The organism is Mesorhizobium sp. B2-3-14 (assembly GCF_006442175.1).
Taxonomy (GTDB): Bacteria; Pseudomonadota; Alphaproteobacteria; order Rhizobiales; family Rhizobiaceae; genus Mesorhizobium; species Mesorhizobium australicum.
In genome coordinates, this window is sequence record NZ_VFVP01000001.1 from 822915 (window position 1) to 844134 (window position 21220).

The window sequence follows — 21220 nt, forward strand, 5'->3', positions numbered from 1 at the left end:
CTACTCGAACACAATCGCCTGCAGGGCGCCGCCATTGCGCTTCAGCCAATCCTTGCAGCGATCGGTGTCGGGGCAGAGCTTTTCGCACAATTTCCAGAATTTCGGCCCGTGGTTCATCTCCTTGAGATGCGCCACCTCATGCGCGACAAGGTAGTTTATGACAGGCTGCGGCGCCATCATGATGCGCCAGGAAAAGGACAGATTGCCTTCCGAAGTGCAGGAGCCCCAGCGGCTGGAGGTGTCCTTGTAGCGGATCGCCTTGGCGCGCTTGCCAAGCGCCTCCGTATGCTTGACGACCAGCTTCTCGATCTCCTTCTTGGCCTCGCGCTTCAAAAAATCGGCGATGCGGCGCGGCAGATGGATGCGGTCGCCATGCACGATCAGCAGCGGGCCGCGGTCGTCGCGCGATATGGTGACAGTGCCGCGCTTTGACGGCTCATGCACGATACGGTGGGCCACGCCGCGCACCGGAATCTTTATGCCCGGACGCACCTGCGGCCGCGTCGGCACCTTGGCCAGCCGCTGTTCCAGCCAGTCCTGGTGGCGGTCGAGGAACCTGTCCACTTCACCGCGGCGCAGGCCCGGCGGCACGGTTATGCGCAGGCCCTGTCCGCCGGAATCGATGCGCAGCGTCAGACGCTTTGCCCTGGCGCTCTCGACGATCTTGAGCGGCAGCGTGCGGCCGGCGACGCAATATTCCCGCTCCACAACAGGCGTGGGTTTGGGCTTCGTCAGATTGCGGAAGAACCCGATGGTCATGGCGGGACGATACGCGATTCGAGGAGAACGAATAGAACAAAAAAGAAACGGCGCCGCTCGCGCGACGCCGTCATCATACCTTGGCCCTGTCGCCGGGCTTCAGTCGTCGAGCAGGTTCGAGCCTTTGCCACGCTTGGTGGGGGTCGTTCCGGTGCTCGGATCGGCCTTGGCCGGCGCAGTCGACTTGTTGCGGTTGGCCATGAACCGGTCGAACTCGTCCTGATCCTTGGCGCGGCGCAATTCGCGGGCATACTCGTCGAACTGCGTCAGCATCTCGTCGAGCTTGCGGCGCTCTTCGTTCAGGCGCTCAAGCTCCTTTTCGCGCCAGTCGTCGAAAGCGACGTTGCCGGTGCGGGCGGAGCCGTTGCCCCAGCGCGCGGCCTTGTCGGAGCCACGGCGGCAGCCGGCGAAGATGCCGTCGGTCGCGCGGTTGACGTCACGCTTGAAGCCCTCGAGCCGGTCGCCCCAGATGATGTAGGCGAGCATGGCGAAGCCGAGCGGCCAGAACACCATGAAACCGATCACCATCAACGCGATGGTCGCCGGCGTCCAGGCCGGGCGGATCAATGCAGATGTGTTCATTTTCTCCCATTCCTTCGGTTGGAGACAGCCAGAACCGGCTGCGTGGAATCGAAATGGGAAGGCGAAAACGGCGATTCAAGACAATGTCCGCCAAAACCGAACAAGGGCCTGAAATGATTATCGCTTTTTGAGCATATCGAGGAAAAGCACGACCAACCCGGCGATCAGGCCCCAGAATGCGGCGCCGACACCGAACAGCGTCAGCCCGGAGGCGGTCACGACGAAGGTGACGGTTGCGGCCATGCGCTCGCCCTCGTCCTTCAGCGCGATCGCCAGCGCGTTGGCGAGCGACCCCATCAGCGCAAGTCCCGCCACCAGCACGATCAGGCTCTGCGGCAGGACGGCGAAGATCGCCACCAGCGAAGCGCCGAAAATCGCGAAGACGAGATAGGCAAGCGCGTAGAACGGCCCGGTCTTCCAGCGCTCGGCGGGATCGGGATGGACGTCAGGGCCGGTGCAGATGGCCGCCGAGATCGCGGCCAGATTGGTGGTTCCGGCACCGAATGGTGCCGACAGGAGCGAAAACAGGCCGGTGACGCCGATCAGCGGGCCAGGTTCAGGGTGGTAGCCGGCCGCCCGCAGTACCGCCAGCCCCGACAGGTTCTGCGAAGCCATGGTGACGAGGTAGAGCGGCAGCGCCAGGCCGATGATCGCCTTGGCGGTGAAATGGGGAGCGATAAACGTCAGTGTCGACAGTTCGGGCGCGGGCAGGCCGCCGACACGGCCCGTAAGGAAGGCGGCAAGGCCACCGCCAACCAGCACCGCCAGCACCGACAGCGCCGGATTGAACAGCCGGATGACGAAGAATGCCGCGATCAGCGGCAGGATGAGCCCAGGGTCCGCCGGGATGGCCTTCATGGCATTGATGGCGAAGGTGACGACGATGCCGGCCAGCATGCCGGAGGCGACCGAAGCCGGTATTCTCGATATCAGCCGGGTCAGCGGTCCAAACAGGCCGGTAGCGACCAGCAGCACGCCCGTGACGATATAGGCGCCGACGGCCTCGCCCATCGAGAAGCCGCTCGAGGCGGCGACCAGTGCAAGGCCCGGCGTCGACCAGGCGGTGATGACAGGCATTTTCGTGCGCCATGACAGCCATAGGCACTCGACGGTCATGGCCAGGCAGATCGCCGTCACACCGCTTGCCGTCTCGACCTGTGTCGCGCCGACCGCCTTGGCGGCGGCAATGACGATGGCCAGCGTGCCGCCGAAACCGACGATGGCCGCGACGAAGGCGGAGATCGGGATGGACAGGCGCATCGTCACTGGCCTCGCCTGGCCATAGCGCCGACCGCCCGCACCAGCATGTCGAGATCCTGCGGCCGCGACAGGCGGTGGTCGCCGTCAGGGATCAGCGACAGCGTGACATCGTCGGCCGGCAGCAGACTGACCAGCCTCAAGGCATGGCTCGACGGCACGTCGGCGTCGGCCAGTCCCTGCAGGATGTGAACCGGGCAATGCGTGTCGATCGGCCCGGTCATCACCCGGTTATCGCGCCCATCCTCGATCAGGGCGCGGGTGTAGACGTAAGGCTCGGGGGAATAATCCGAGGGTTCCGCGAAGAAGCCCTTTTCGGCGAGATCGCGCTTCTGTGGCTTGGTCAGCACCGGCTCGATCAGGTCGCTGGTAAAATCCGGCGCCGGGGCCAGCAGCACCAGGCCGACGACGTTTGCGTCGCCCGCCTTGCGCAATTCCTGCACCATGCGCAGCGCGATCCAGGCGCCCATCGACGAGCCGACCAGGATCTGATCGCCTTTGGCGAAATGCCGGAAGACGGCCAGGCTTTGCGCAAGCCATTTCGAGATCGTGCCGTCGGCGAAGGCGCCACCGGATTCGCCATGACCGGAATAGTCGTGCCGCAGGAAGGCCCGGCCTTCCCGTGCCGCCCAGTCCGACAGCGTCTCGGCCTTCGTGCCCAGCATGTCCGACTTGTAGCCGCCGAGCCAGACGATGCCGGGCGTCGAGCCGGCTGAATGGCGCACCGCGATATCAGATCCGTCGACATCCAGAAAAGTTGGAGCCAGAGAGGATGGGGGCGTGGCGATCATGGTTTTTTCCTCAGGCCCGTCTTTTGGCACGCGGTCCTTGTGGCACAGCCGGAGGCGTGGCGAAAAGTACTCGCGCTGTTTCTTTGTTTGGTGCAGGCCAGCGATCAGGGTGATTTTCTGTCAATGCTGTGCTATTGACTCCGCCCGCGCGCTCACCACATTGGCGCGTCCACGTATCAAGACCGACAAATCCCGAACGAAACGGCCAAGGAGACCACGACCATTCGCAGACCTTTCAAAGCAGCGGCGCCGACCAAGGATGGGCCGCGCTCCAATCGTGACATCCGGGTTCCCCGGGTCCAGCTTATCGACGCCGACGGTCAGAATCGCGGCGATATTTCCATCAACGACGCATTGCTGCTCGCCGAAGAGGCCGGGCTCGATCTCGTCGAAATATCGCCCAACGCGGTCCCCCCCGTCGTAAAAATCCTCGATCTCGGCAAGTTGAAATACGCCAACCAGAAGAAGGCGGCCGAGGCGCGCAAGAACCAGAAGGTCATCGAGATCAAGGAGATCAAGATGCGCCCGAACATCGACAGCCATGACTACGAAACCAAGATGAAGGCGGTGCGCCGCTTCTTCGAGGAAGGTGACAAGGTCAAGTTGACGCTGCGCTTCCGCGGCCGCGAGATGGCGCATATGGAACTCGGCATGCAGCTTCTGAACAAGGTGCGCGAGGAGGTGGCGACCATCGCCAAGGTGGAAGCCGAGCCGAAGCTCGAAGGCCGCCAGATGATGATGGTGCTGGCGCCGCGCTAAGGTTTGCGGAACCCAGTTGGATCACGATGACGTCAGGCCTGGACATCGCGCTCTAAATCCGCCTGAATTGTGCTACAGGGCGTCCCGGCGATCGGCGGGACGCCTTATTTCTTAGCTCAAAGCTGCGATCGCCGGCAAAGCTCTTCGACGATCGGATTCCCGCATGGCCAACGAAAAGGTTTCGGACGTCAAGGACGTCAAACACGGGCTGGGCAACTACCAGCAGATGCGCCGGCTGGTGCTTGCCGTGCTCGTGGTGGTGCTGTTTCTGGCGCTGCTGTTCGGCCAGTCGACCTTCCCGCCGGACACGCCGGTGCACGAAACGATCGAGATGTTCGGCGTGCTTTTGATTTTCCTCGGCATCGTCGGGCGCCTCTGGGCGACGCTCTATATAGGCGGGCGCAAATCCTCCGAGGTGGTGACCGGCGGCCCCTATTCGATCACCCGCAACCCGCTCTACGTGTTCTCGACCGTGGCCGCCGCCGGCGTCGGCGCGCAGATCGGCTCGTTCTCCGGCATCATCCTTTTCGCGGTTCTGTGCGCCGGCGCCTTCCATATCGTCATCCTGCGCGAGGAGAAGTTCCTCAAGGAAGCGCTCGGCGCACCCTATGCCGACTATCTGGCACGCGTGCCGCGCTTCTTCCCCAAGCTTTCGCTCTACCAGGAAGGCGACACCGGCAGCTTCAAGCCGCGCCTGCTTTTGACCACACTGCTCGACGGACTGGTGTTCCTGATCGCGCTGCCGGCTTTCGAACTGATCGACGGCGCGCAGCTATCGGGCATGCTGCCGGTCTGGTTTAGGCTGCCCTGACCGGGGACAGTGCGTCGCACGGTGCTGAGGTGTTGCGCCCGCTCCATCTTTGATCTATAGCACCGCCGTTCCAAGAAAACCGCCCGGCAGGGCATGCCGTGGCGGTTTCATTTGCTTTTCGGGCTTTGGTCGGCCCGGAGCGAACAAGAAGCGCGATCGTGCGCCAACAATACGGAGTAGCAAAATGCCCAAGATGAAGACCAAATCGGCCGCCAAGAAGCGGTTCAAGATCACAGGTACGGGTAAAGTCCTGTCGGCTGCGGCCGGCAAGCGTCACGGCATGATCAAGCGTTCCAACAAGTTCATTCGAAATGCCCGCGGCACGATGGTTCTGGCTGAACCGGATGGCAAGAAGGTCATCAAGAATTTTCTGCCGAACGGCCTCTAAGGCATTCGGTCCGGACACGCATCAGTTTTACGCAATTTCGAACGGAACGCCGCCAGGCACCTGGAATTGCTTTTAAGGAGATCATGACATGGCACGCGTAAAGAGAGGCGTCACCTCGCACGCCAAGCACAAGAAGGTCCTGAAAGCCGCGAAAGGCTTCTACGGCCGCCGCAAGAACACCATCCGCATCGCCAAGCAGGCGGTGGAAAAGTCGCTGCAGTACGCTTACCGCGACCGCAAGAACCGCAAGCGCTCGTTCCGCGCGCTGTGGATCCAGCGCATCAACGCCGCGACGCACGAGCATGGCCTGACCTATGGCCGCTTCATCGACGGTTTGAACAAGGCCGGCATCGAGATCGATCGCAAGATCCTGTCCGACATGGCCATCCACGAGCCGCAGGCTTTCGCCGCCCTGGTGGCCAAGGCCAAGGTTGCTCTTGAGTACCTCAAGAACACCACTCCGAATGCTTTTGAAAGCGCTGTCGCCTAGAGCATGATGCCAAAAAGTTTCTGACTTTTTGGACAACATCATGCTCCAGGGAAATTAGCGGGGAGCGCGATCTTTTCCGAAAAGTCTGCAACTTTTCGGGATCGGGCTCCGAGCCCAGCGCTTCCCAAGCATTCGAAATTCTGATTTGGGAACCCGCGCTGGCACGGCTGGCGCGGGTTCTTTTGTCTCTGCCTGAAATTTCACTTTTAAAGTGACTTTCACTTAAGCCGACTTCCAACGCAGCGAGTTTGATCGTGAACGACGCAACCATTGGCCTTGATGCACTCGAAAATACCCTGATGGCTGACATCGCCTCGGCCGCCGACGAGACGTCGATCGAGGCGGTGCGCGTTTCGGCGCTTGGCAAGAAGGGCTCAATCTCGGAAATGCTGAAGACGCTTGGCGCGATGAGCGCCGAGGACCGGCAGGTGAAGGGCCCGGCCATCAACGGCCTCAAGAACCGTGTCACCGAGGCGCTGACGGCCCGCAAGGCTGAACTGAGGGATGTGGCGATCGCCGCCCGTCTGGCGGCTGAGAAGGTCGACGTGACGCTGCCGGTGCGACAGTCGCCGGCCGAGCGCGGCCGCATCCATCCGATCAGCCAGGTCATCGACGAAATCGCCGCGATCTTCGGCGATCTCGGCTTCGCCATCGCCGAAGGTCCCGATATCGAGACCGACTACTATAATTTCACCGCGCTGAATTTTCCGGAGGGCCACCCGGCACGCGAGATGCACGACACCTTCTTCTTCCAGCCGGACGAGAAGGGCGAGCGCAAGCTTTTGCGCACTCATACCTCGCCGGTGCAGATCCGCACCATGGAGAAGCAAAAGCCGCCGATCCGCATTGTCATTCCGGGCAAGACCTATCGCCAGGATTCCGACGCCACCCACTCGCCGATGTTCCATCAGGTCGAGGGGCTGGTGATCGATAAATCGGCCAATGTCGCCAACATGAAGTGGGTGCTGGAAGAGTTCTGCAAGGCCTTCTTCGAGGTGCCGCAGGTCAAGATGCGCTTTCGCCCCTCCTTCTTCCCGTTCACCGAGCCAAGCCTCGAGGTCGATATCCAGTGCGACCGCTCCAGGCCCGGCGAAGTGCGCTTCGGCGAAGGCTCCGACTGGATGGAGATCCTGGGCTGCGGCATGGTGCACCCCAATGTGCTCAGGGCCGGCGGGCTCGACCCGGATGAATACCAGGGTTTCGCCTGGGGCATGGGCATCGACCGCATCGCCATGCTGAAATACGGCATGCCCGACCTGCGCGCCTTCTTCGACGCCGATGTGCGCTGGCTGTCGCATTACGGCTTCCGGCCGCTCGACATGCCGACGCTGTTCGGAGGCCTAAGCGCGTGATGGTCCTGAAGACTCCTGCTGCCAGCTATTACGGAACAGCCCAATGAAATTCACCCTCTCCTGGCTCAAGGATCACCTTGAAACCGACGCCACGCTGGCCGAAATCGTCGGGCGGCTGACCTCGATCGGCCTCGAGGTCGAGCATGTCGACGATAAGGCGGGGCTGAAACCCTTCGTCATCGCCAAGGTGCTGACGGCGGTGCAGCATCCCGACGCCGACCGGCTGCAGGTGCTGACGGTCGATACCGGCGACGGCAAGCCGCCGGTGCAGGTCGTCTGCGGCGCGCCGAACGCCCGCGCCGGCCTGATCGGCGCCTTCGCCGCGCCCGGCACATATGTGCCCGGCATCGACGTGACGCTGACGGTCGGCAAGATCCGTGGCGTCGAAAGCCATGGCATGATGTGTTCCGAGCGCGAGCTGGAACTGTCCGACGAGCATAATGGCATCATCGACCTGCCCGAGGATGCGCCGGTCGGCACCAGCTTTGCGTCCTATGCGCATCTCGACGATCCGGTCATCGAGATCAATCTGACGCCGAACCGGCCCGACGCCACCAGCGTCTACGGCATCGCCCGGGATCTGGCGGCGAGCGGGCTTGGCCGCCTTGTCGGCGGGGCGATCATGCCGCATGTCGGCAACGGCATGTGCCCGGTGAAGGTGACGATCGAAGCGCCGGAGCTTTGCCCCGGCTTCGCACTCAGGCTGGTCAAGGATGTCAAGAACGGGCCCTCGCCGAAATGGCTGCAGCAGCGGCTGATCGCCATTGGGCTGAGGCCGATCAGCGCGCTGGTCGACATCACCAATTACGTCACCTTCGATCGCGGACGGCCGCTGCATGTCTTCGATGCCGCCAAGGTCGCCGGCAACCTCATGGTGCGCCGCGCCAAGAATGGCGAAAAGGTGCAGGCGCTCGACGGGCGCGAATACACGCTGACGCCGGAGATGTGCGTGATCGCGGACGACAATGGCGTCGAGTCCATTGCCGGCATCATGGGTGGCGAACACTCCGGCTGTGACGAGAACACGACGGACGTGCTGATCGAATCCGCTCTTTGGGACCCGATCACCACGGCCCGCACCGGCCGCACGCTCGGCATCATCACCGACGCGCGCTATCGCTTCGAGCGCGGTGTCGACCCTGAATTCATGGTGCCGGGCATCGAACTGGCGACCAAGCTGGTGATCGATTTCTGCGGCGGCACGCCGACCGAGGCCGAGGTGGCCGGCTATGCCGGGCATCAGCCGAAGATCGTGTCGCTCCCGCTATCGGAAGTGAAACGGCTGACCGGTATCGAGGTGCCAAGGTCGGAGAGCCTCGACATCTTGTCGCGTCTCGGCTTCCACGCGCAGGGATCGGGCGACGTCGTCGACGTGACCGTGCCGTCCTGGCGGCCCGATGTCGACGGCAAGGCCGATCTGGTCGAGGAGGTCATGCGCATCCATGGCGTCGACAACATCGCGCCGCAGCCGCTCGGCGCGCATGACGTGGTCAACGGCAAGATCCTGACGACGCTGCAGATCCGCACCCGTGCCGCCAAGCGTTCGCTTGCGGTGCGCGGCATGATGGAGGCCGTTACCTGGTCGTTCATCCCGGCCAAACACGCCGAACTGTTCGGCGGCGGCCAGACGGCGCTGAAGCTTGCCAACCCAATCGCCGCCGACATGTCCGACATGCGGCCCTCGCTGCTGCCGGGGCTGATTTCGGCCGCGCAGCGCAACGCTGACAAGGGCATCGGCGACGTGGCGCTGTTCGAGGTCTCGGGCACCTATGAGGGCGACGGCGCCGACCAGCAGCGGCGCGTCGCCGCCGGCGTGCGCCGCGGCACGGCAAAGCTCGACGGCTCCGGCCGCAACTGGGCCGGCAATTCGGGCCCGGTCGGCGTGTTCGACGCCAAGGCGGATGCGATCGCCGCACTCGAAGCCTGTGGCGCACCGGTCGACCGGCTGCAGATCGAGGCCGGCGGACCCGCCTGGTACCATCCCGGCCGTTCCGGAACGATCAAGCTTGGCCCGAAGACCGTGCTCGGCACGTTCGGCGAGTTCCATCCGAAGACGCTGGAAGGGCTCGATGTCTCGGGGCCGCTCTGCGGCTTCGAGGTGTTCGTCGATGCCGTGCCCGAGCCGAAGGCCAAGCCGACCAAGACCAAGCCCAGGCTGGACCTGTCCGCTTTCCAGGCGGTGAAGCGCGACTTCGCCTTCGTCGTCGACAAGGGAGTCGAGGCCGGCACGCTGGTACGTGCCGCGCTTGCCGCCGACAAGAAGCTGATCACGGCTGTCTCGGTCTTCGACGTGTTCGAAGGTGCGTCGCTGGGCGAAGGCAAGAAGTCGATCGCCATCGAAGTGTCGATCCAGCCGGTCGAGAAGACGTTGACAGACGAGGATTTCGAGACGCTGGCCAAGCGCATCGTCGAGAATGTCGGCAAGCAGACGGGCGGCGTGCTGCGCGGCTGAGACTTGCGAGCGGATGGCGAATCGCTCTCCAAAGGGCGATGGACCATCTGCGCTATTCTGGGCTCTCCTTCGAGAAACAGCGTACGGCTTTTCTCGACATCGTCGCGGCTGACCCGCTGCTTGCCGAAATGCTGGCGAGGGCGCGCGCGCTTGCGCTGCCGGATTGGCTGGTGGTTTCCGGCGCGCTTTACAACAGCGTCTGGAACCACCTGACCGGCAAGCCGCCGGGCTACGGCATCAAGGATGTCGACCTGTTTTATTTCGACGGTTCCGACCTGTCCTACGAGGCCGAAGACGCGGTGATCCAACGGGCGGCCAGGCATTTCGAAGGACTGCCGCTGCCGGTGGAAGTGCGCAACCAGGCGCGCGTGCATCTGTGGTATCCGCAAAAGTTCGGGCAGCCGTGCCCGCGTTACGTCAGCGCCAGCGAGTCCGTCAGCTATTTCGCTTCGAAGACGCATGCGGTGGGGGTGCGGTTCGACGGGGACGGAAATCTGGAGTTGGTGGCGCCGTTCGGGCTCTACGATGTCTTCTCGTTTCGGATCACGCCGAACCGAGTGATGGATAATCAGCGGACACATGAGACTAAGGGAGCGCGAGCGAAGGAGAACTGGCCGGAGCTTGAGGTGATGCCGTGGTGAGCGAATAGAGTTTCAGGTCGGCGCGAGGCACCCCCCTCTGTCCTGCCGGACATCTCCCCCTCAAGGGGGAGATTGGCAGTTTCACTCGCTACGCCCTTCCTGCAGCGTGGAAGACTGGCGAAAGCCGAATTGACATCTGATCTCCCCCCTTGCGGGGGAGATGTCCGGCAGGACAGAGGGGGGTGCCTGGCGCTAACATCTAACGAGAAAGGGGCGCCGAAGCGTCCCTTCTCTTGCCTCATGGCGACGAGCTCACCCATTCACCAGCGCCAGCAACTCCTCCGTATAGCGCTTGCCCATAACCTTGTCGGGCGACAGCGCATCGCCGATCGCCGCGACCTCTGCCGCGCTGAGCACGATGTCAGCCGCCGCCGTATTCTGCTCCAAATGGCGGATTTTTCGCGCACCCGGGATCGGCACGATGAAGTCGCCCTGGTGCAGCACCCAGGCCAGCGCCAGCTGCGCCGAGGTGACGCCCTTCTCCATCGCCATCCTTTCCAGCGTGGCGATCACCTTGCCATTGGCTTCCATGGCGTCGGCCTGGAAGCGCGGCAAGGTGCGGCGCCAATCGTCGTCGCTCAGGGTCTCCGGCCTCGCGATGGTGCCGGTGAGCAGGCCGCGGCCGAGCGGGCTGTAGGGCACGAAGCCAATGCCCAACTCGCGGCAGACGGCGAATGTCTCGTCTTCCGGGTCGCGGCTCCACAGCGAGTATTCGCTCTGCACTGCTGATATCGGGTGCACTGCGTGTGCCCGGCGGATGGTGGCGGCACTTGCCTCCGACAGGCCAAGCGCCCGCACCTTGCCCTCGCGCACCAACTCGGCCATGGCGCCGACCGTATCCTCGATCGGCACGTCCGGGTCGACGCGGTGCTGGTAGTAGAGGTCGATGACATCGGTGCCGAGCCGCTTTAGGGACGCCTCGGCGACCGCCTTGACGTGCTCGGGACGGCTGTCGACACCGGCCATGCGATCCATGCCAGTGCCTTCCTCCAGGATCTTGAAGCCGAATTTGGTCGCGATCGTCACCTTATCGCGAACCGATTTCAGCGCCTTGCCCAGCAGGATCTCGTTCTCGTAGGGGCCGTAGACCTCGGCCGTGTCGAAGAAGTTGACCCCGATCTCGACGGCGCGGTGCAAGGTGGCGATCGCCTCGGCTTCCGGCTGGCCGCCATAGGCAAAGCTCATGCCCATGCAACCGAGGCCGACCGGATAGACTTCGAGTTCAGTTCCTAGCTTGCGGGTTTTCATCACGCATCTCCTTGTTGTGATGCCTAGGAAATAACGCCTTGCAGCACGTTCGATAATCGGCTCTTCTTCGTACGGGTCGTTCCATGAAATAGATCAATGAATCGAGCACATCTCTCACAGCTCGCGGTGCTGGCAACCGTTGCCCAATGCGGCAGTTTTCGCGGCGCGGCCAGGGAACTGGCGATAGCTCCCTCCGCGGTGAGCCACGCGGTCTCCAGCCTGGAGGCGCGGCTTGGCGTGCGCCTTTTGGCGCGCAGCACGCGCAGTGTCGCTCCGACCGAGGAAGGCGCACAATTGCTGGAGCGATTGCGGCCGGCGCTTTCCGAGATCGACCTGGCGCTGGAGACGGCCGTCGAGGCGCGCGACCGGCCCGCCGGGAACTTACGGCTCAGCGTGCCGCGCACGTCAGCGCATCTGGTGCTGACGCCACGGCTCAGCGCCTTTGCATCAGCCTATCCCGACATCGTGCTGGAGATCATCATCGAGGATCGCTTCACCGACGTGGTGGCAGGCGGTTTCGATGCTGGTGTCAGGCTCGGCGAGAGCCTGCAGCGCGACATGATCGCGGTGCGCATCGGGCCGGACATTCGTGGCGCGGTGGTGGGCGCGCCATCCTATTTCGAGAGCAGGCCCCGGCCCCGCCACCCGCGCGATCTTGCCGAGCATCGCTGCATCCGCTTCCGCTTCTCCAGCGGCATCCTCTACCGCTGGGAATTCGAAAAGGACGGCGAGGAGGTCGAAATGGCTGTGCAAGGGCCGCTGATCCTCGACGAGGACCATCTGATCGCCCAGGCCGCGATCGACGGCGCCGGGCTCGCCTTCGTTTTCGAGGATTATGTCCGCGCGCCGCTCGCCGATGGACGGCTGATCCGCGTGCTGGAGGACTGGTGCCCACCCTTCCAGGGATTCTTCGTCTATTACCCGAGCCGCCGCCAGATGCGGCCGGCGCTGAGGGCTTTCGTCGATTTCTTCAAGGTGGGTGGGTAGGCAACTCTCCTCCTCGTCGGCAAGGGGAAGAAAGCTGGCCGCGCCAACGTTCGCCTCGCATGCAGGCTTCAATCACCAACACCGCGACCCGCTATGGATGGGCAACTATCGTCCTCCACTGGCTGATCGGGATTATCTTCATCGGCCAGTTCATGCTCGGCTTCGTCATGGTCAGGACCCCGAGCCAACGCACGGCCTTCGAATTGATCCAGCTGCACAAATCCCTGGGCTTCCTGCTGCTGGGGCTCATCATCCTGCGTATAGCCTGGCGGCTCGGCAATGCGGCACCGCCCTTGCCGCCTTCTGTCGGCGCCCTGGAGCGCCGCTCGGCGCCGCTGGCGCATCTGGCGCTCTATGCCTTCCAGATCGCCCTGCCCCTGTCAGGCTGGGCGCTGGTGTCGGTCTCGACGCTGGAGATTCCCAGCATGCCGTTCAACCTGTTCGTCATGCCGAACCTGCCGCTCGCCGAATCCGATGCCGCCGAAAGCTTTTGGACGTCGGCACACTGGTATCTCGCCTATGCCGGCGCGGCGCTTGTCGCCCTGCATGTCGCGGCTGCCCTGCGCCACCGTTTCCTGCTCCGCGACGGGGTGCTCGCGCGTATGATCACGCCTTCGTCAGCCGGGGAATAGAAGGCGCCTTGGTCTCGTTTGTGGGGTGAGGACGCCAGAGAGCGCTTCCTCCTAACAAGGAACAACCCAATGCGTGCGCGAATCCTCGGATTGGCGGCTATCGCCGCCTGCCTTGCCATGCCTGTTTATGCGGCGGTCGTGCTCGGCGATGCCGCCGGCAGCTATACGATCAGCCAAACTGGCTCCGCGATCCGCTTCACCATCGGCAAGGCCGGCGGCGGCGGGTTCGACGGCGCCTTTGCCCGTTTCAAGGGCATGATCCGCATCGACAACAATGATGTCGGCCGCTCGAAAGTCGACCTGACCATCTATCCCGAAAGCGTCGGCACCGGCCAAGGCCGCATCGATGCGTTCCTGCGCTCCGACGCGGTGTTCGACGCGACCAACAGTCCCGAAATCCAGTTCCGCTCGACCAGCGTGACCCGCACCGGCGACACGTCGGCCCTTGTCACCGGCAGGCTGACGGCGCGCGGCAAGACGTTTCCGGAAAAATTCACCGCCGAGCTCGACGGGTTGAAGGGCGGGACGATCAAATTCCATGTCACCGGCAAGGTGCTGCGCTCGCGCTACGGCATGGATGTCGGCACGCCGCTCTATTCCAACGTCGTCGATTTCGACATGACGCTGACCGGGAAAAGGGGCTAGCGCGCGGTTGAGGTGCCTGGGTTCCTTGCCCGCTTTCACGGGGCGAGGAACCGAGCGACCTGCATTGGCTTTTCCAGCGATTTCAGGCAAACCTCCTTGCCTGTAATCGATATGGAGAAGCGTGATGTTCCGATGGGGTGTGTTGTCGACGGCCAAGATCGGCCGCGAGCAGCTGTTGCCGGCAATCGTCGAAGCGGAGAATGGCGTCCTGTCGGCGATCGCCAGCCGCGACCTGTCGAAGGCCAAGGCATTGGGCGACCGCTTTGGCGCGCGCCATGCCTTCGGCTCCTATGAGGATTTGCTCGCTTCCAACGAGGTCGATGGCGTCTACATCCCGTTACCGACCTCGCAGCATGTCGAATGGACTGCAAAAGCCATCGAAGCGGGCAAGCATGTGCTGGTCGAAAAGCCGCTGGCACTCGATGCCAAGGACATCGCGCCGCTGATCAAGTTGCGCGACCAGAAGAAGGTGCTGGTCTGCGAAGCCTTCATGGTTATCTACCACCCGCAGTGGATCAAGGTGCGTGATCTCATCGCCAGCGGGGCCATCGGACGGCTGCGCCATGTGCAGGGCGCGTTTTCCTACTACAATGTCGATCCCAACAACATGCGCAACAAGCTCGATCTCGGCGGCGGCGCGCTGCCCGACATCGGCGTCTACCCGACCGTGTCGACACGCTTCTCGACCGGCAAGGAGCCGCTGCGCGTACAGGCGACGATCGAGCGCGACAAGACATTCGGCACCGACATCTATTCCTCGATCCGCGCCGATTTCGGCGATTTCGAACTGTCCTTCTACCTGTCGACGCAGATGGCGGCGCGGCAGGTGATGGTGTTCCACGGCGAGAAGGGTTTCATCGAACTGTTCTCGCCCTTCAATGCCGGGCTCTACGACCATCACCGCGTCGAACTGCACAACCAGAACCACACCGAGGCCCAGGTGTTCCGCTTCCCCGGCACGCAGCAATACAGGCTCGAGGTCGAGACCTTCGCGCGGGCAGCTCTTGGCGGCAAGGAGCGCGTCTTCACGCTGGAAGAATCCGTGCTCAACCAGAAAGTCATCGACGCCATCTTCCGCGCCGGCGACACAGGCGGCTGGGAGACCGTCTGAAACCCGCATTACATAGCCGGCTAATCCTGGGGAGGAAAAATGGCTGACGACGCGGATGTGATCATTGTCGGCGCCGGCCTTGCCGGGCTGGTTGCCGCCGCCGAGCTTGCGGAAGCGGGCAAGAAAATCATCATCGTCGACCAGGAGCCGGAGCAATCGCTGGGCGGCCAGGCGTTCTGGTCCTTCGGCGGGCTTTTCCTCGTCGATTCACAGGAGCAGCGGCGCATGCGCATCCGCGACTCCCATGACCTGGCGCTCGAGGACTGGATGGGCACCGCCGCCTTCGACCGGCCGGAAGACCACTGGCCACGCAAATGGGCCGAGGCCTATGTCGGCTTCGCCGCCGGCGAGAAGCGCTCCTGGCTGATCGAGCGCGGCCTGAAATTCTTTCCTGTCGTCGGCTGGGCCGAGCGCGGCGGCGGCAACGCCATCGGCCACGGTAATTCGGTGCCGCGCTTCCACATCACCTGGGGCACCGGTCCCGGCGTGCTCGAACCTTTCGTGCTGCGCGTGCGCGAGGCGCAAAAGCGGGGATTGATCGACTTCAGGTTTCGTCACCGGGTCAATGCCCTGACGCGGACGGGTGCAGCCGTGACCGGCGTACAGGGCGACATCCTGCAACCGAGTCCTGTCGAGCGCGGCCACAAGAGCCCGCGCGAGGTATCAGGCGATTTCGCATTGCAAGCGCAGGCGGTGATCGTCGCCTCCGGCGGCATTGGCGCCAACCATCGGCTGGTGCGGGAAAACTGGCCCACGCGGCTGGGCAACGCGCCGCAGCGCATGATCACCGGCGTGCCGGACCATGTCGACGGCCGCATGCTGGCCATATCGGAACAGGCCGGCGGCAGGGTCATCAACCGCGACCGCATGTGGCACTATGTCGAGGGCATCAAGAACTGGGCGCCCATCTGGACGGACCATGCGATCCGCATCCTGCCCGGCCCATCCTCGCTGTGGCTCGATGCCCGGGGAAAACGCCTGCCGGTGCCACTCTATCCCGGCTTCGACACGCTGGGCACGCTTAGCCACATCATGAGCACCGGTTTCGACTATTCCTGGTTCATCCTGACGAAAAAGATCATCCAGAAGGAATTCGCGCTGTCGGGCTCGGAGCAGAACCCCGACCTGACGGGAAAAAGCTGGCGCCAGGTGCTCGGTCGCGCCACGTCGGGCATTCCCGGCCCGGTCAAGGCGTTCATGGAAAAGGGCGAGGACTTCATCGTCGAGGCCAATCTTTCGAAACTGGTCGCGCGCATGAACGCGCTGGCCGGCGGCGAACCGCTGCTTGACGTCGCCACGGTCGAGCGCGAGATCCGCGCCCGCGACATGCAACTCGACAATCCGTTCTCCAAGGACATGCAGGTGACCGCGCTGCGCGGCGCGCGCGCCTATCTCGGCGACCGCCTGATCCGCACGGCAAAGCCGCACAAGATGCTCGACCCGGCGAACGGACCGCTGATCGCGGTGCGCCTCAACATCCTGACCCGCAAGACGCTGGGCGGCCTGCAGACCGATCTCGACAGCCGCGTGCTCGATGCCGGCGGCCAGCCGGTGCCGGGCCTCTATGCGGTCGGTGAAGTGGCGGGCTTCGGCGGCGGCGGCGTGCATGGCTACGCGGCGCTTGAGGGCACATTCCTGGGCGGCTGTATCTTCTCGGGCCGCAGCGCCGGCCGGGCGGCGGCACGTTCGGTGGGGTGAGACAGCGGCGTGTTGCCGGCACTTGGCTGAGCCGCTGCCATCGACCGTGCACCCAATAAACCGCGGCTTAGGAGATTTGGCGCGCCCGAAGAGATTCGAACTCCTGACCCCCAGATTCGTAGTCTGGTGCTCTATCCAGCTGAGCTACGGGCGCGCATCAGGCCATGTTTTCGACGGCCCCGCGATCCGGTCCGAAAGACCGGCCGCGAATGTGTGCAGTTCCCTAACGACTGAATTCGCGAAAAGCAAGCCGATCCGGCAAAAGTTTTGTCGCAAGCCTGTCATGCGGCGATGCCGGCGCCCATCCCGGCACTTCGAGCCGCTGTGACCGGCCTGATCCAGACGATCGGGAACCGTTGGGGAGAGCGACAGGTCCGGAAGGTGGTAATCTCGGGAAACGGCACGGAAGCCGTCAGGCCGGGCGGCGCAGGCTGCCACGGGCCTGGTCGAGCCGCACCGGCTGGTCGGGGATGGTGACGGCGAATGTGGTGCGCCCGCCGATCGATTCGACCAATTCCACCGTGCCGCCATGCGCCCTGATCAGTTCATGCGCGATCGCCAGGCCAAGGCCGGTGCCGCCGCTGCGCGCCGAGCCGCGGAAGGCCGCGAACAGGTTTTCGCGCGCCTTCGGCGGCAGGCCGGGGCCGGTGTCGGTGACGGCGATGCGGCTGACGCTGCCCATGCGCTCGGCCGAGACCGCCAGCCGCCGCACCACGGCGCTTTCGGTATCGGCCGCCATCGCCTGCACCGAGTTGCGGCAAAGATTGGTGAGCACGCGGAACAACTGGTCGGAATCGGCATCCACCTCGAAAGCCATCTCGACGGCGTTGATGAACTCGATGCCCTGCTCGATGTCGAGCAGGCCGTGCACGTCCTCGACCAGTTGGCGCAGCCTCACCCTGCGGCGCGACGGCGGCGGCTCCTGCGTGCGGCCGTAATGAAGCACGCCCTCCGAATAGGAGACGGCGCGGTCGAGCGCGCGCAGAAGCTTCGGCGCAAAGGCCTGCACGGTCGGATCCTTGACCAGGCGCAGGCGGTCCGACATCAGTTGGGCGGAGGCCAGGATGTTGCGCATGTCGTGGTTGATCTTCGACACGGCGAGACCGAGATCGGCCAGATGCTTCTGCTCGGCCAGCATCTTTTGCAGCCGCTCCTGCATCTGCGACAGTTCGCGCTCGGCCACTCCGATCTCGTCGGAACGAGCGGCGGGGCGGATGATCCGTCCAGGGTCGTCGGGAGCCTCCGAGAAGGAGAGCATCGAGCGCGTCATGGTGCGGATCGGCCCGATCATGATCAGGTCGATCGCCGCATAGACCAGCATGGCCGTGAACAGCGAGATCAATAGCGAGACGAAAGCGACGTTGCGCGAATAGATGAGCATGGCCTTGCGGAGCGAGTAGTCCGGCATGATCAGCTCGAACTCCTTGTCGCTGTCGCCAACCGGTCCGAAGACGCGCAGCATCCTGTCGCCGCCGAAAAACAGCGTATCCAGCGCGCCGGTCATGCCCTTGACCATGCCGACGCTGGCGAGATCGATGTGTTCGTCGACCTGCGGCGGCATGTCAGCCACCACCAGAAGCCGCGACACGCCGCCGTCGCGCACCGCGATCGCCTTGGCACCGATCGCCATCAGCACGTCATTCTGGGCCGTACGCGACAGCGAGGTCGACTCGCCCTGCACCAGCACGATCGAGACGGCTGCGGCCGTGCTCAGCCTCTCCTTGAGCCAGCTCAGCCGGTAGCTGGCGATCCAGGGCAGGAAGATGAGCACTTCGGCCAGCAGCACGAAAACGATGGTGAGCAGCAGCAGCTTCGTCGACAGACCACGCGACAGGGGTACCGTGCGGACAACGGCTGACGCCGGTCCGGTCCCTTCCCCTGCTTGGCTGGCTTCGCTCATGCGACTCGATCTTCACAATCACTTGATCAGCCAAGATTAGGCGATTACGGCTTTTTTGCCAATTTCTCCCTTGGTCGGAAAAATAGATGCTCCAAAACAGGTGTGTCTTTAGGGCGCCGACGCCGGATTGACTTCCAAAACCCTTCTTTCTATAAGCCCGCTCACGCTCGGGCCATTCGTCCCGGCGCGGTTTCGATCGCGCCAAAACCGGCCCGGCAAAGCTCCTGTTACAAAGTGACAGAATCAAGAAGGGCCGCACCCCGCGGTATTAAAACAAATGAAGCGTACCTACCAACCGTCCAAACTCGTCCGCAAACGCCGGCACGGCTTCCGTGCCCGCATGGCCACCAAGGGTGGCCGTGGCGTCGTCGCAGCTCGCCGCAACCGCGGCCGCAAGCGGCTCAGCGCCTAAGCGAGACGAGATCGTTGCCCGCAACCGGCAAGCCAGTGGGGCAAAATCCCGAGCGGCTTCTGAAACGCGCGGAATTCCTGGCCGTCCGTCGTGGTGAAAAGCGACGCGGACGGTTTTTCCTCGTCGAGGTCCTCGACCGCGGCGACGGCGGGGTGCCGCGCGTCGGCTACACCGTCACCAAGAAGGTCGGCAACGCCGTTGTGCGCAACCGCGTCAGGCGGCGGCTGAAAGAAGCCGTCCGCGTCCATGCCGCAGATGACATGGTGCCCGGCAATGATTATGTCATCGTCGGGCGCGATGATGCGCTGCGCGCCCCTTTCGGCCAGTTGAAGGCCGAACTCTCCCGCCGACTTCGCGGAACACGATAGGCCAAGGGCTCTCGATGGAAAACAACCGGAACTTCTTCATCACCATCGCCCTGTCGGTGCTGATCCTGGCGGTATGGCAGTACTTCTACGTGCTGCCGCGCAGCGAGGCGCAGCGCGAGGCCGCCAAGATCGAGCAGCAGCGCGTCGAGGAACAGAAGAAGGCGGCCGATGCGGCCAATCCGGGCGCGTCGACACCGGCCCCAGGCGCGACCACCCCGGGCGCCATTCCCAACGCGCCCGGTGGTGACGTGGTCACCGTGGCCGGCCGCGATCAGGCGCTGGCGGCATCCAAGCGCGTCAAGATCGACACGCCGAGCCTCGAGGGCTCGATCAATTTGACCGGCGCGCGGCTCGACGACCTCAAGCTCAAGCACTACACCGAGACGGTCGACAAGAATTCGCCCGAGATCGAGCTGCTCAACCCGCAGGCGCTGCCCACCGGCTATTTCGCCGAGATCGGCTTTGTCGGCAACGACAAGACCGGCGCGGTGCCGGGTGCGGAGACGGTCTGGAGCGTGGACGGCAATCCGACGCTGACCCCGTCGACGCCGGTGACGCTCACCTACACCAATGACAAGGGCCTGACCTTCAAGCGCACCTTCTCCGTCGACGCAAACTACATGTTCACGGTGTCGGACACGGTGCAGAATTCCGGCTCGAGCGCGGTTTCGCTGTTCAACTATGGCCGTGTCACGCGCTATGACAAGCCGGCCGTCGCCAGCACCTATGTGCTGCATGAAGGCCTGATCGGCTTCACCGGCACGGAAGGCCTGCAGGAGCACAAATACGCGTCGGTCGAGAAGGACAAGCAGTACCAGCCTGGCAAGTCGACCGACGGCTGGCTCGGCATCACCGACAAATATTGGGCCGTCACGCTGGTGCCGACCGAGAAGCAGCCGTTCCAGCCGCGCTATGCGTATTTCGAGGATGGCCGCCACCGTTACCAGTCCGACTTCCTGACCGACCCGATCAATGTCGAGGCCGGCCAGTCGGCGACCGTCGAGACCGAAATCTTCGCCGGCGCCAAGGAAGTCGGCAAGATCAACGCCTATGCCGAAGACCGCCATATCAAGCGGTTCGACCTTTTGATCGACTGGGGCTGGTTCCACTTCATCACCAAGCCGATGTTCTGGCTGATCGACACGCTCTACAAGTTCCTCGGCAATTTCGGCCTGGCGATCCTGGCCACCACCGTCATCGTGAAGGCCATTTTCTTCCCGCTCGCCAACAAGTCCTACGCGTCGATGGCGAACATGAAGAAGGTGCAGCCCAAGATGCTCGAGATCCGCGAGAAATACGCGGACGACAAGATGAAGCAGCAGCAGGCGATGATGGAGCTGTACAAGACCGAGAAGATCAACCCGCTCGCCGGCTGCTGGCCGGTGGCGCTGCAGATCCCGGTCTTCTTCTCCCTCTACAAGGTGCTCTACATCACCATCGAGATGCGGCACGCGCCGTTCTTCGGCTGGATCCAGGATCTGGCCGCGCCCGATCCGACCTCCATCTTCAACCTGTTCGGGCTGGTTCCGGTCACGCTGCCGCATATGCTGATGATCGGTGTGTGGCCGCTGATCATGGGCGTCACCATGTTCCTGCAGATGCGCATGAACCCGACGCCGCCGGACCCGACGCAAGCCGCGATCTTCACCTGGATGCCGGTCATCTTCACCTTCATGATGGCGGGCTTCCCGGCCGGTCTCGTCATCTACTGGGCCTGGAACAACACGCTGTCGATCCTGCAGCAGGGCGTGATCATGAAGCGCCAGGGCGCCAAGATCGAGCTGTGGGACAATCTGGTGGCGCTGTTCCGCAAGAAACCGTCACCGGCGGAATAGCCGGCGCCTCTTTGGCAAGAGAGCCCGCCCCAGCGACTGAGCCATAAAGTTGGACGGTCTCGGCAAGCAAACAGATTTGACGGCTGGGTCCTGTGTTCTACA

General features: G+C 63.6%; 21 protein-coding genes and 1 tRNA gene. 15 read left to right on the plus strand and 7 right to left on the minus strand.

From position 1 onward, the window contains the following. The 4 genes from FJ950_RS03770 to FJ950_RS03785 all read right to left on the minus strand — a co-directional run bounded on the left by FJ950_RS03770 (position 1) and on the right by FJ950_RS03785 (position 3389). Positions 1-759, minus strand: coding sequence for a M48 family metallopeptidase (locus FJ950_RS03770; protein ID WP_015314374.1), 759 nt, complete (start codon positions 757-759; stop codon positions 1-3). A 99-nt stretch (positions 760-858) separates the two neighbouring features. After that, positions 859-1341: a DUF2852 domain-containing protein gene (locus FJ950_RS03775; RefSeq protein ID WP_140615149.1), complete on the minus strand. Its 483-nt coding sequence runs from the start codon at positions 1339-1341 to the stop codon at positions 859-861. Between the two features lie 117 nt (positions 1342-1458). Further along, positions 1459-2601, minus strand: a complete 1143-nt coding sequence (locus tag FJ950_RS03780) for a benzoate/H(+) symporter BenE family transporter (protein WP_140615435.1) — start codon at positions 2599-2601, stop codon at positions 1459-1461. A 2-nt stretch (positions 2602-2603) separates the two neighbouring features. Beyond that, entirely contained in the window at positions 2604-3389 is a 786-nt protein-coding gene (locus FJ950_RS03785) for an alpha/beta hydrolase (RefSeq protein ID WP_140615151.1), read from the minus strand. A 222-nt stretch (positions 3390-3611) separates the two neighbouring features. Here FJ950_RS03785 and infC point away from each other — a divergent pair, with 222 nt between their 5' ends. From infC to FJ950_RS03820, 7 genes are all read left to right on the plus strand, one after another. Further along, entirely contained in the window at positions 3612-4148 is a 537-nt protein-coding gene (infC, locus tag FJ950_RS03790) for a translation initiation factor IF-3 (protein ID WP_023772325.1), read from the plus strand. Positions 4149-4311: 163 nt separating this feature from the next. Beyond that, complete coding sequence (locus FJ950_RS03795; protein ID WP_140615153.1) at positions 4312-4959, plus strand: isoprenylcysteine carboxylmethyltransferase family protein; 648 nt, start codon at positions 4312-4314, stop codon at positions 4957-4959. Positions 4960-5143: 184 nt separating this feature from the next. Beyond that, positions 5144-5347 (plus strand): 50S ribosomal protein L35, encoded by a 204-nt coding sequence (rpmI, locus tag FJ950_RS03800; RefSeq protein WP_006201248.1) that lies wholly within the window; start codon positions 5144-5146, stop codon positions 5345-5347. A gap of 88 nt (positions 5348-5435) precedes the next feature. Continuing rightward, positions 5436-5837 (plus strand): 50S ribosomal protein L20, encoded by a 402-nt coding sequence (gene rplT, locus FJ950_RS03805; protein WP_006201247.1) that lies wholly within the window; start codon positions 5436-5438, stop codon positions 5835-5837. Between the two features lie 299 nt (positions 5838-6136). After that, positions 6137-7189, plus strand: coding sequence for a phenylalanine--tRNA ligase subunit alpha (pheS, locus tag FJ950_RS03810; RefSeq protein ID WP_224525363.1), 1053 nt, complete (start codon positions 6137-6139; stop codon positions 7187-7189). Between the two features lie 43 nt (positions 7190-7232). Beyond that, positions 7233-9641, plus strand: coding sequence for a phenylalanine--tRNA ligase subunit beta (gene pheT, locus FJ950_RS03815; protein WP_140615157.1), 2409 nt, complete (start codon positions 7233-7235; stop codon positions 9639-9641). A gap of 38 nt (positions 9642-9679) precedes the next feature. After that, positions 9680-10282: a nucleotidyltransferase family protein gene (locus FJ950_RS03820; RefSeq protein ID WP_140615158.1), complete on the plus strand. Its 603-nt coding sequence runs from the start codon at positions 9680-9682 to the stop codon at positions 10280-10282. Between the two features lie 252 nt (positions 10283-10534). Here the strand turns inward: FJ950_RS03820 and FJ950_RS03825 are convergent, their stop codons facing one another. Then, positions 10535-11530 carry an aldo/keto reductase gene (locus FJ950_RS03825; protein ID WP_140615160.1) on the minus strand — a complete coding sequence of 332 codons (996 nt, stop codon included), beginning with the start codon at positions 11528-11530 and terminating at the stop codon, positions 10535-10537. Between the two features lie 96 nt (positions 11531-11626). On the opposite strand from FJ950_RS03825, the gene FJ950_RS03830 reads away from it, so the two are divergent. The 5 genes from FJ950_RS03830 to FJ950_RS03850 all read left to right on the plus strand — a co-directional run bounded on the left by FJ950_RS03830 (position 11627) and on the right by FJ950_RS03850 (position 16603). Further along, positions 11627-12517 (plus strand): LysR family transcriptional regulator, encoded by an 891-nt coding sequence (locus FJ950_RS03830; RefSeq protein WP_140615162.1) that lies wholly within the window; start codon positions 11627-11629, stop codon positions 12515-12517. Positions 12518-12576: 59 nt separating this feature from the next. Continuing rightward, positions 12577-13149, plus strand: a complete 573-nt coding sequence (locus FJ950_RS03835) for a cytochrome b (RefSeq protein ID WP_140615164.1) — start codon at positions 12577-12579, stop codon at positions 13147-13149. Positions 13150-13218: 69 nt separating this feature from the next. Then, complete coding sequence (locus tag FJ950_RS03840; RefSeq protein WP_140615166.1) at positions 13219-13794, plus strand: YceI family protein; 576 nt, start codon at positions 13219-13221, stop codon at positions 13792-13794. A gap of 124 nt (positions 13795-13918) precedes the next feature. Further along, complete coding sequence (locus FJ950_RS03845; RefSeq protein WP_140615168.1) at positions 13919-14905, plus strand: Gfo/Idh/MocA family oxidoreductase; 987 nt, start codon at positions 13919-13921, stop codon at positions 14903-14905. Between the two features lie 39 nt (positions 14906-14944). Further along, positions 14945-16603, plus strand: coding sequence for an FAD-binding dehydrogenase (locus FJ950_RS03850; protein WP_140615170.1), 1659 nt, complete (start codon positions 14945-14947; stop codon positions 16601-16603). A 77-nt stretch (positions 16604-16680) separates the two neighbouring features. Here the strand turns inward: FJ950_RS03850 and FJ950_RS03855 are convergent. Both FJ950_RS03855 and FJ950_RS03860 read right to left on the minus strand, forming a co-directional pair. Further along, positions 16681-16757 (minus strand) — tRNA-Arg (locus FJ950_RS03855). A gap of 258 nt (positions 16758-17015) precedes the next feature. Continuing rightward, entirely contained in the window at positions 17016-18503 is a 1488-nt protein-coding gene (locus FJ950_RS03860; protein ID WP_140615172.1) for a HAMP domain-containing sensor histidine kinase, read from the minus strand. 277 nt (positions 18504-18780) lie between these two features. Between FJ950_RS03860 and rpmH the strand changes: the two genes are divergently transcribed. Genes rpmH through yidC form a run of 3 tightly spaced genes read left to right on the plus strand, consistent with a single transcriptional unit; the run spans position 18781 to position 21118 of the window. Further along, entirely contained in the window at positions 18781-18915 is a 135-nt protein-coding gene (gene rpmH / locus FJ950_RS03865) for a 50S ribosomal protein L34 (RefSeq protein ID WP_008833937.1), read from the plus strand. A 14-nt stretch (positions 18916-18929) separates the two neighbouring features. Continuing rightward, on the plus strand, positions 18930-19283 hold the full coding sequence (rnpA, locus tag FJ950_RS03870; RefSeq protein ID WP_015314390.1) for a ribonuclease P protein component: 354 nt from the start codon (positions 18930-18932) through the stop codon (positions 19281-19283). A gap of 14 nt (positions 19284-19297) precedes the next feature. Further along, positions 19298-21118 (plus strand): membrane protein insertase YidC, encoded by a 1821-nt coding sequence (gene yidC, locus FJ950_RS03875; RefSeq protein WP_140615174.1) that lies wholly within the window; start codon positions 19298-19300, stop codon positions 21116-21118. Positions 21119-21220 lie beyond the last annotated feature (102 nt).

What these genes read in the sequence shown, in the direction of transcription:
- rpmH (WP_008833937.1), top strand. Translation starts at nt 18,781, where the DNA reads ATGAAGCGTACCTACCAACCGTCCAAACTCGTCCGCAAACGCCGGCAC.
- FJ950_RS03795 (WP_140615153.1), top strand. Translation starts at nt 4,312, where the DNA reads ATGGCCAACGAAAAGGTTTCGGACGTCAAGGACGTCAAACACGGGCTG.
- FJ950_RS03845 (WP_140615168.1), top strand. Translation starts at nt 13,919, where the DNA reads ATGTTCCGATGGGGTGTGTTGTCGACGGCCAAGATCGGCCGCGAGCAG.
- FJ950_RS03775 (WP_140615149.1), bottom strand. Translation starts at nt 1,341, where the DNA reads ATGAACACATCTGCATTGATCCGCCCGGCCTGGACGCCGGCGACCATC.
- FJ950_RS03830 (WP_140615162.1), top strand. Translation starts at nt 11,627, where the DNA reads ATGAATCGAGCACATCTCTCACAGCTCGCGGTGCTGGCAACCGTTGCC.
- rplT (WP_006201247.1), top strand. Translation starts at nt 5,436, where the DNA reads ATGGCACGCGTAAAGAGAGGCGTCACCTCGCACGCCAAGCACAAGAAG.
- FJ950_RS03780 (WP_140615435.1), bottom strand. Translation starts at nt 2,601, where the DNA reads ATGCGCCTGTCCATCCCGATCTCCGCCTTCGTCGCGGCCATCGTCGGT.
- rpmI (WP_006201248.1), top strand. Translation starts at nt 5,144, where the DNA reads ATGCCCAAGATGAAGACCAAATCGGCCGCCAAGAAGCGGTTCAAGATC.
- FJ950_RS03860 (WP_140615172.1), bottom strand. Translation starts at nt 18,503, where the DNA reads ATGAGCGAAGCCAGCCAAGCAGGGGAAGGGACCGGACCGGCGTCAGCC.
- FJ950_RS03840 (WP_140615166.1), top strand. Translation starts at nt 13,219, where the DNA reads ATGCGTGCGCGAATCCTCGGATTGGCGGCTATCGCCGCCTGCCTTGCC.
- pheT (WP_140615157.1), top strand. Translation starts at nt 7,233, where the DNA reads ATGAAATTCACCCTCTCCTGGCTCAAGGATCACCTTGAAACCGACGCC.
- FJ950_RS03850 (WP_140615170.1), top strand. Translation starts at nt 14,945, where the DNA reads ATGGCTGACGACGCGGATGTGATCATTGTCGGCGCCGGCCTTGCCGGG.
- FJ950_RS03820 (WP_140615158.1), top strand. Translation starts at nt 9,680, where the DNA reads ATGGACCATCTGCGCTATTCTGGGCTCTCCTTCGAGAAACAGCGTACG.
- pheS (WP_224525363.1), top strand. Translation starts at nt 6,137, where the DNA reads ATGGCTGACATCGCCTCGGCCGCCGACGAGACGTCGATCGAGGCGGTG.
- FJ950_RS03835 (WP_140615164.1), top strand. Translation starts at nt 12,577, where the DNA reads ATGCAGGCTTCAATCACCAACACCGCGACCCGCTATGGATGGGCAACT.
- FJ950_RS03825 (WP_140615160.1), bottom strand. Translation starts at nt 11,530, where the DNA reads ATGAAAACCCGCAAGCTAGGAACTGAACTCGAAGTCTATCCGGTCGGC.
- yidC (WP_140615174.1), top strand. Translation starts at nt 19,298, where the DNA reads ATGGAAAACAACCGGAACTTCTTCATCACCATCGCCCTGTCGGTGCTG.
- FJ950_RS03770 (WP_015314374.1), bottom strand. Translation starts at nt 759, where the DNA reads ATGACCATCGGGTTCTTCCGCAATCTGACGAAGCCCAAACCCACGCCT.
- FJ950_RS03785 (WP_140615151.1), bottom strand. Translation starts at nt 3,389, where the DNA reads ATGATCGCCACGCCCCCATCCTCTCTGGCTCCAACTTTTCTGGATGTC.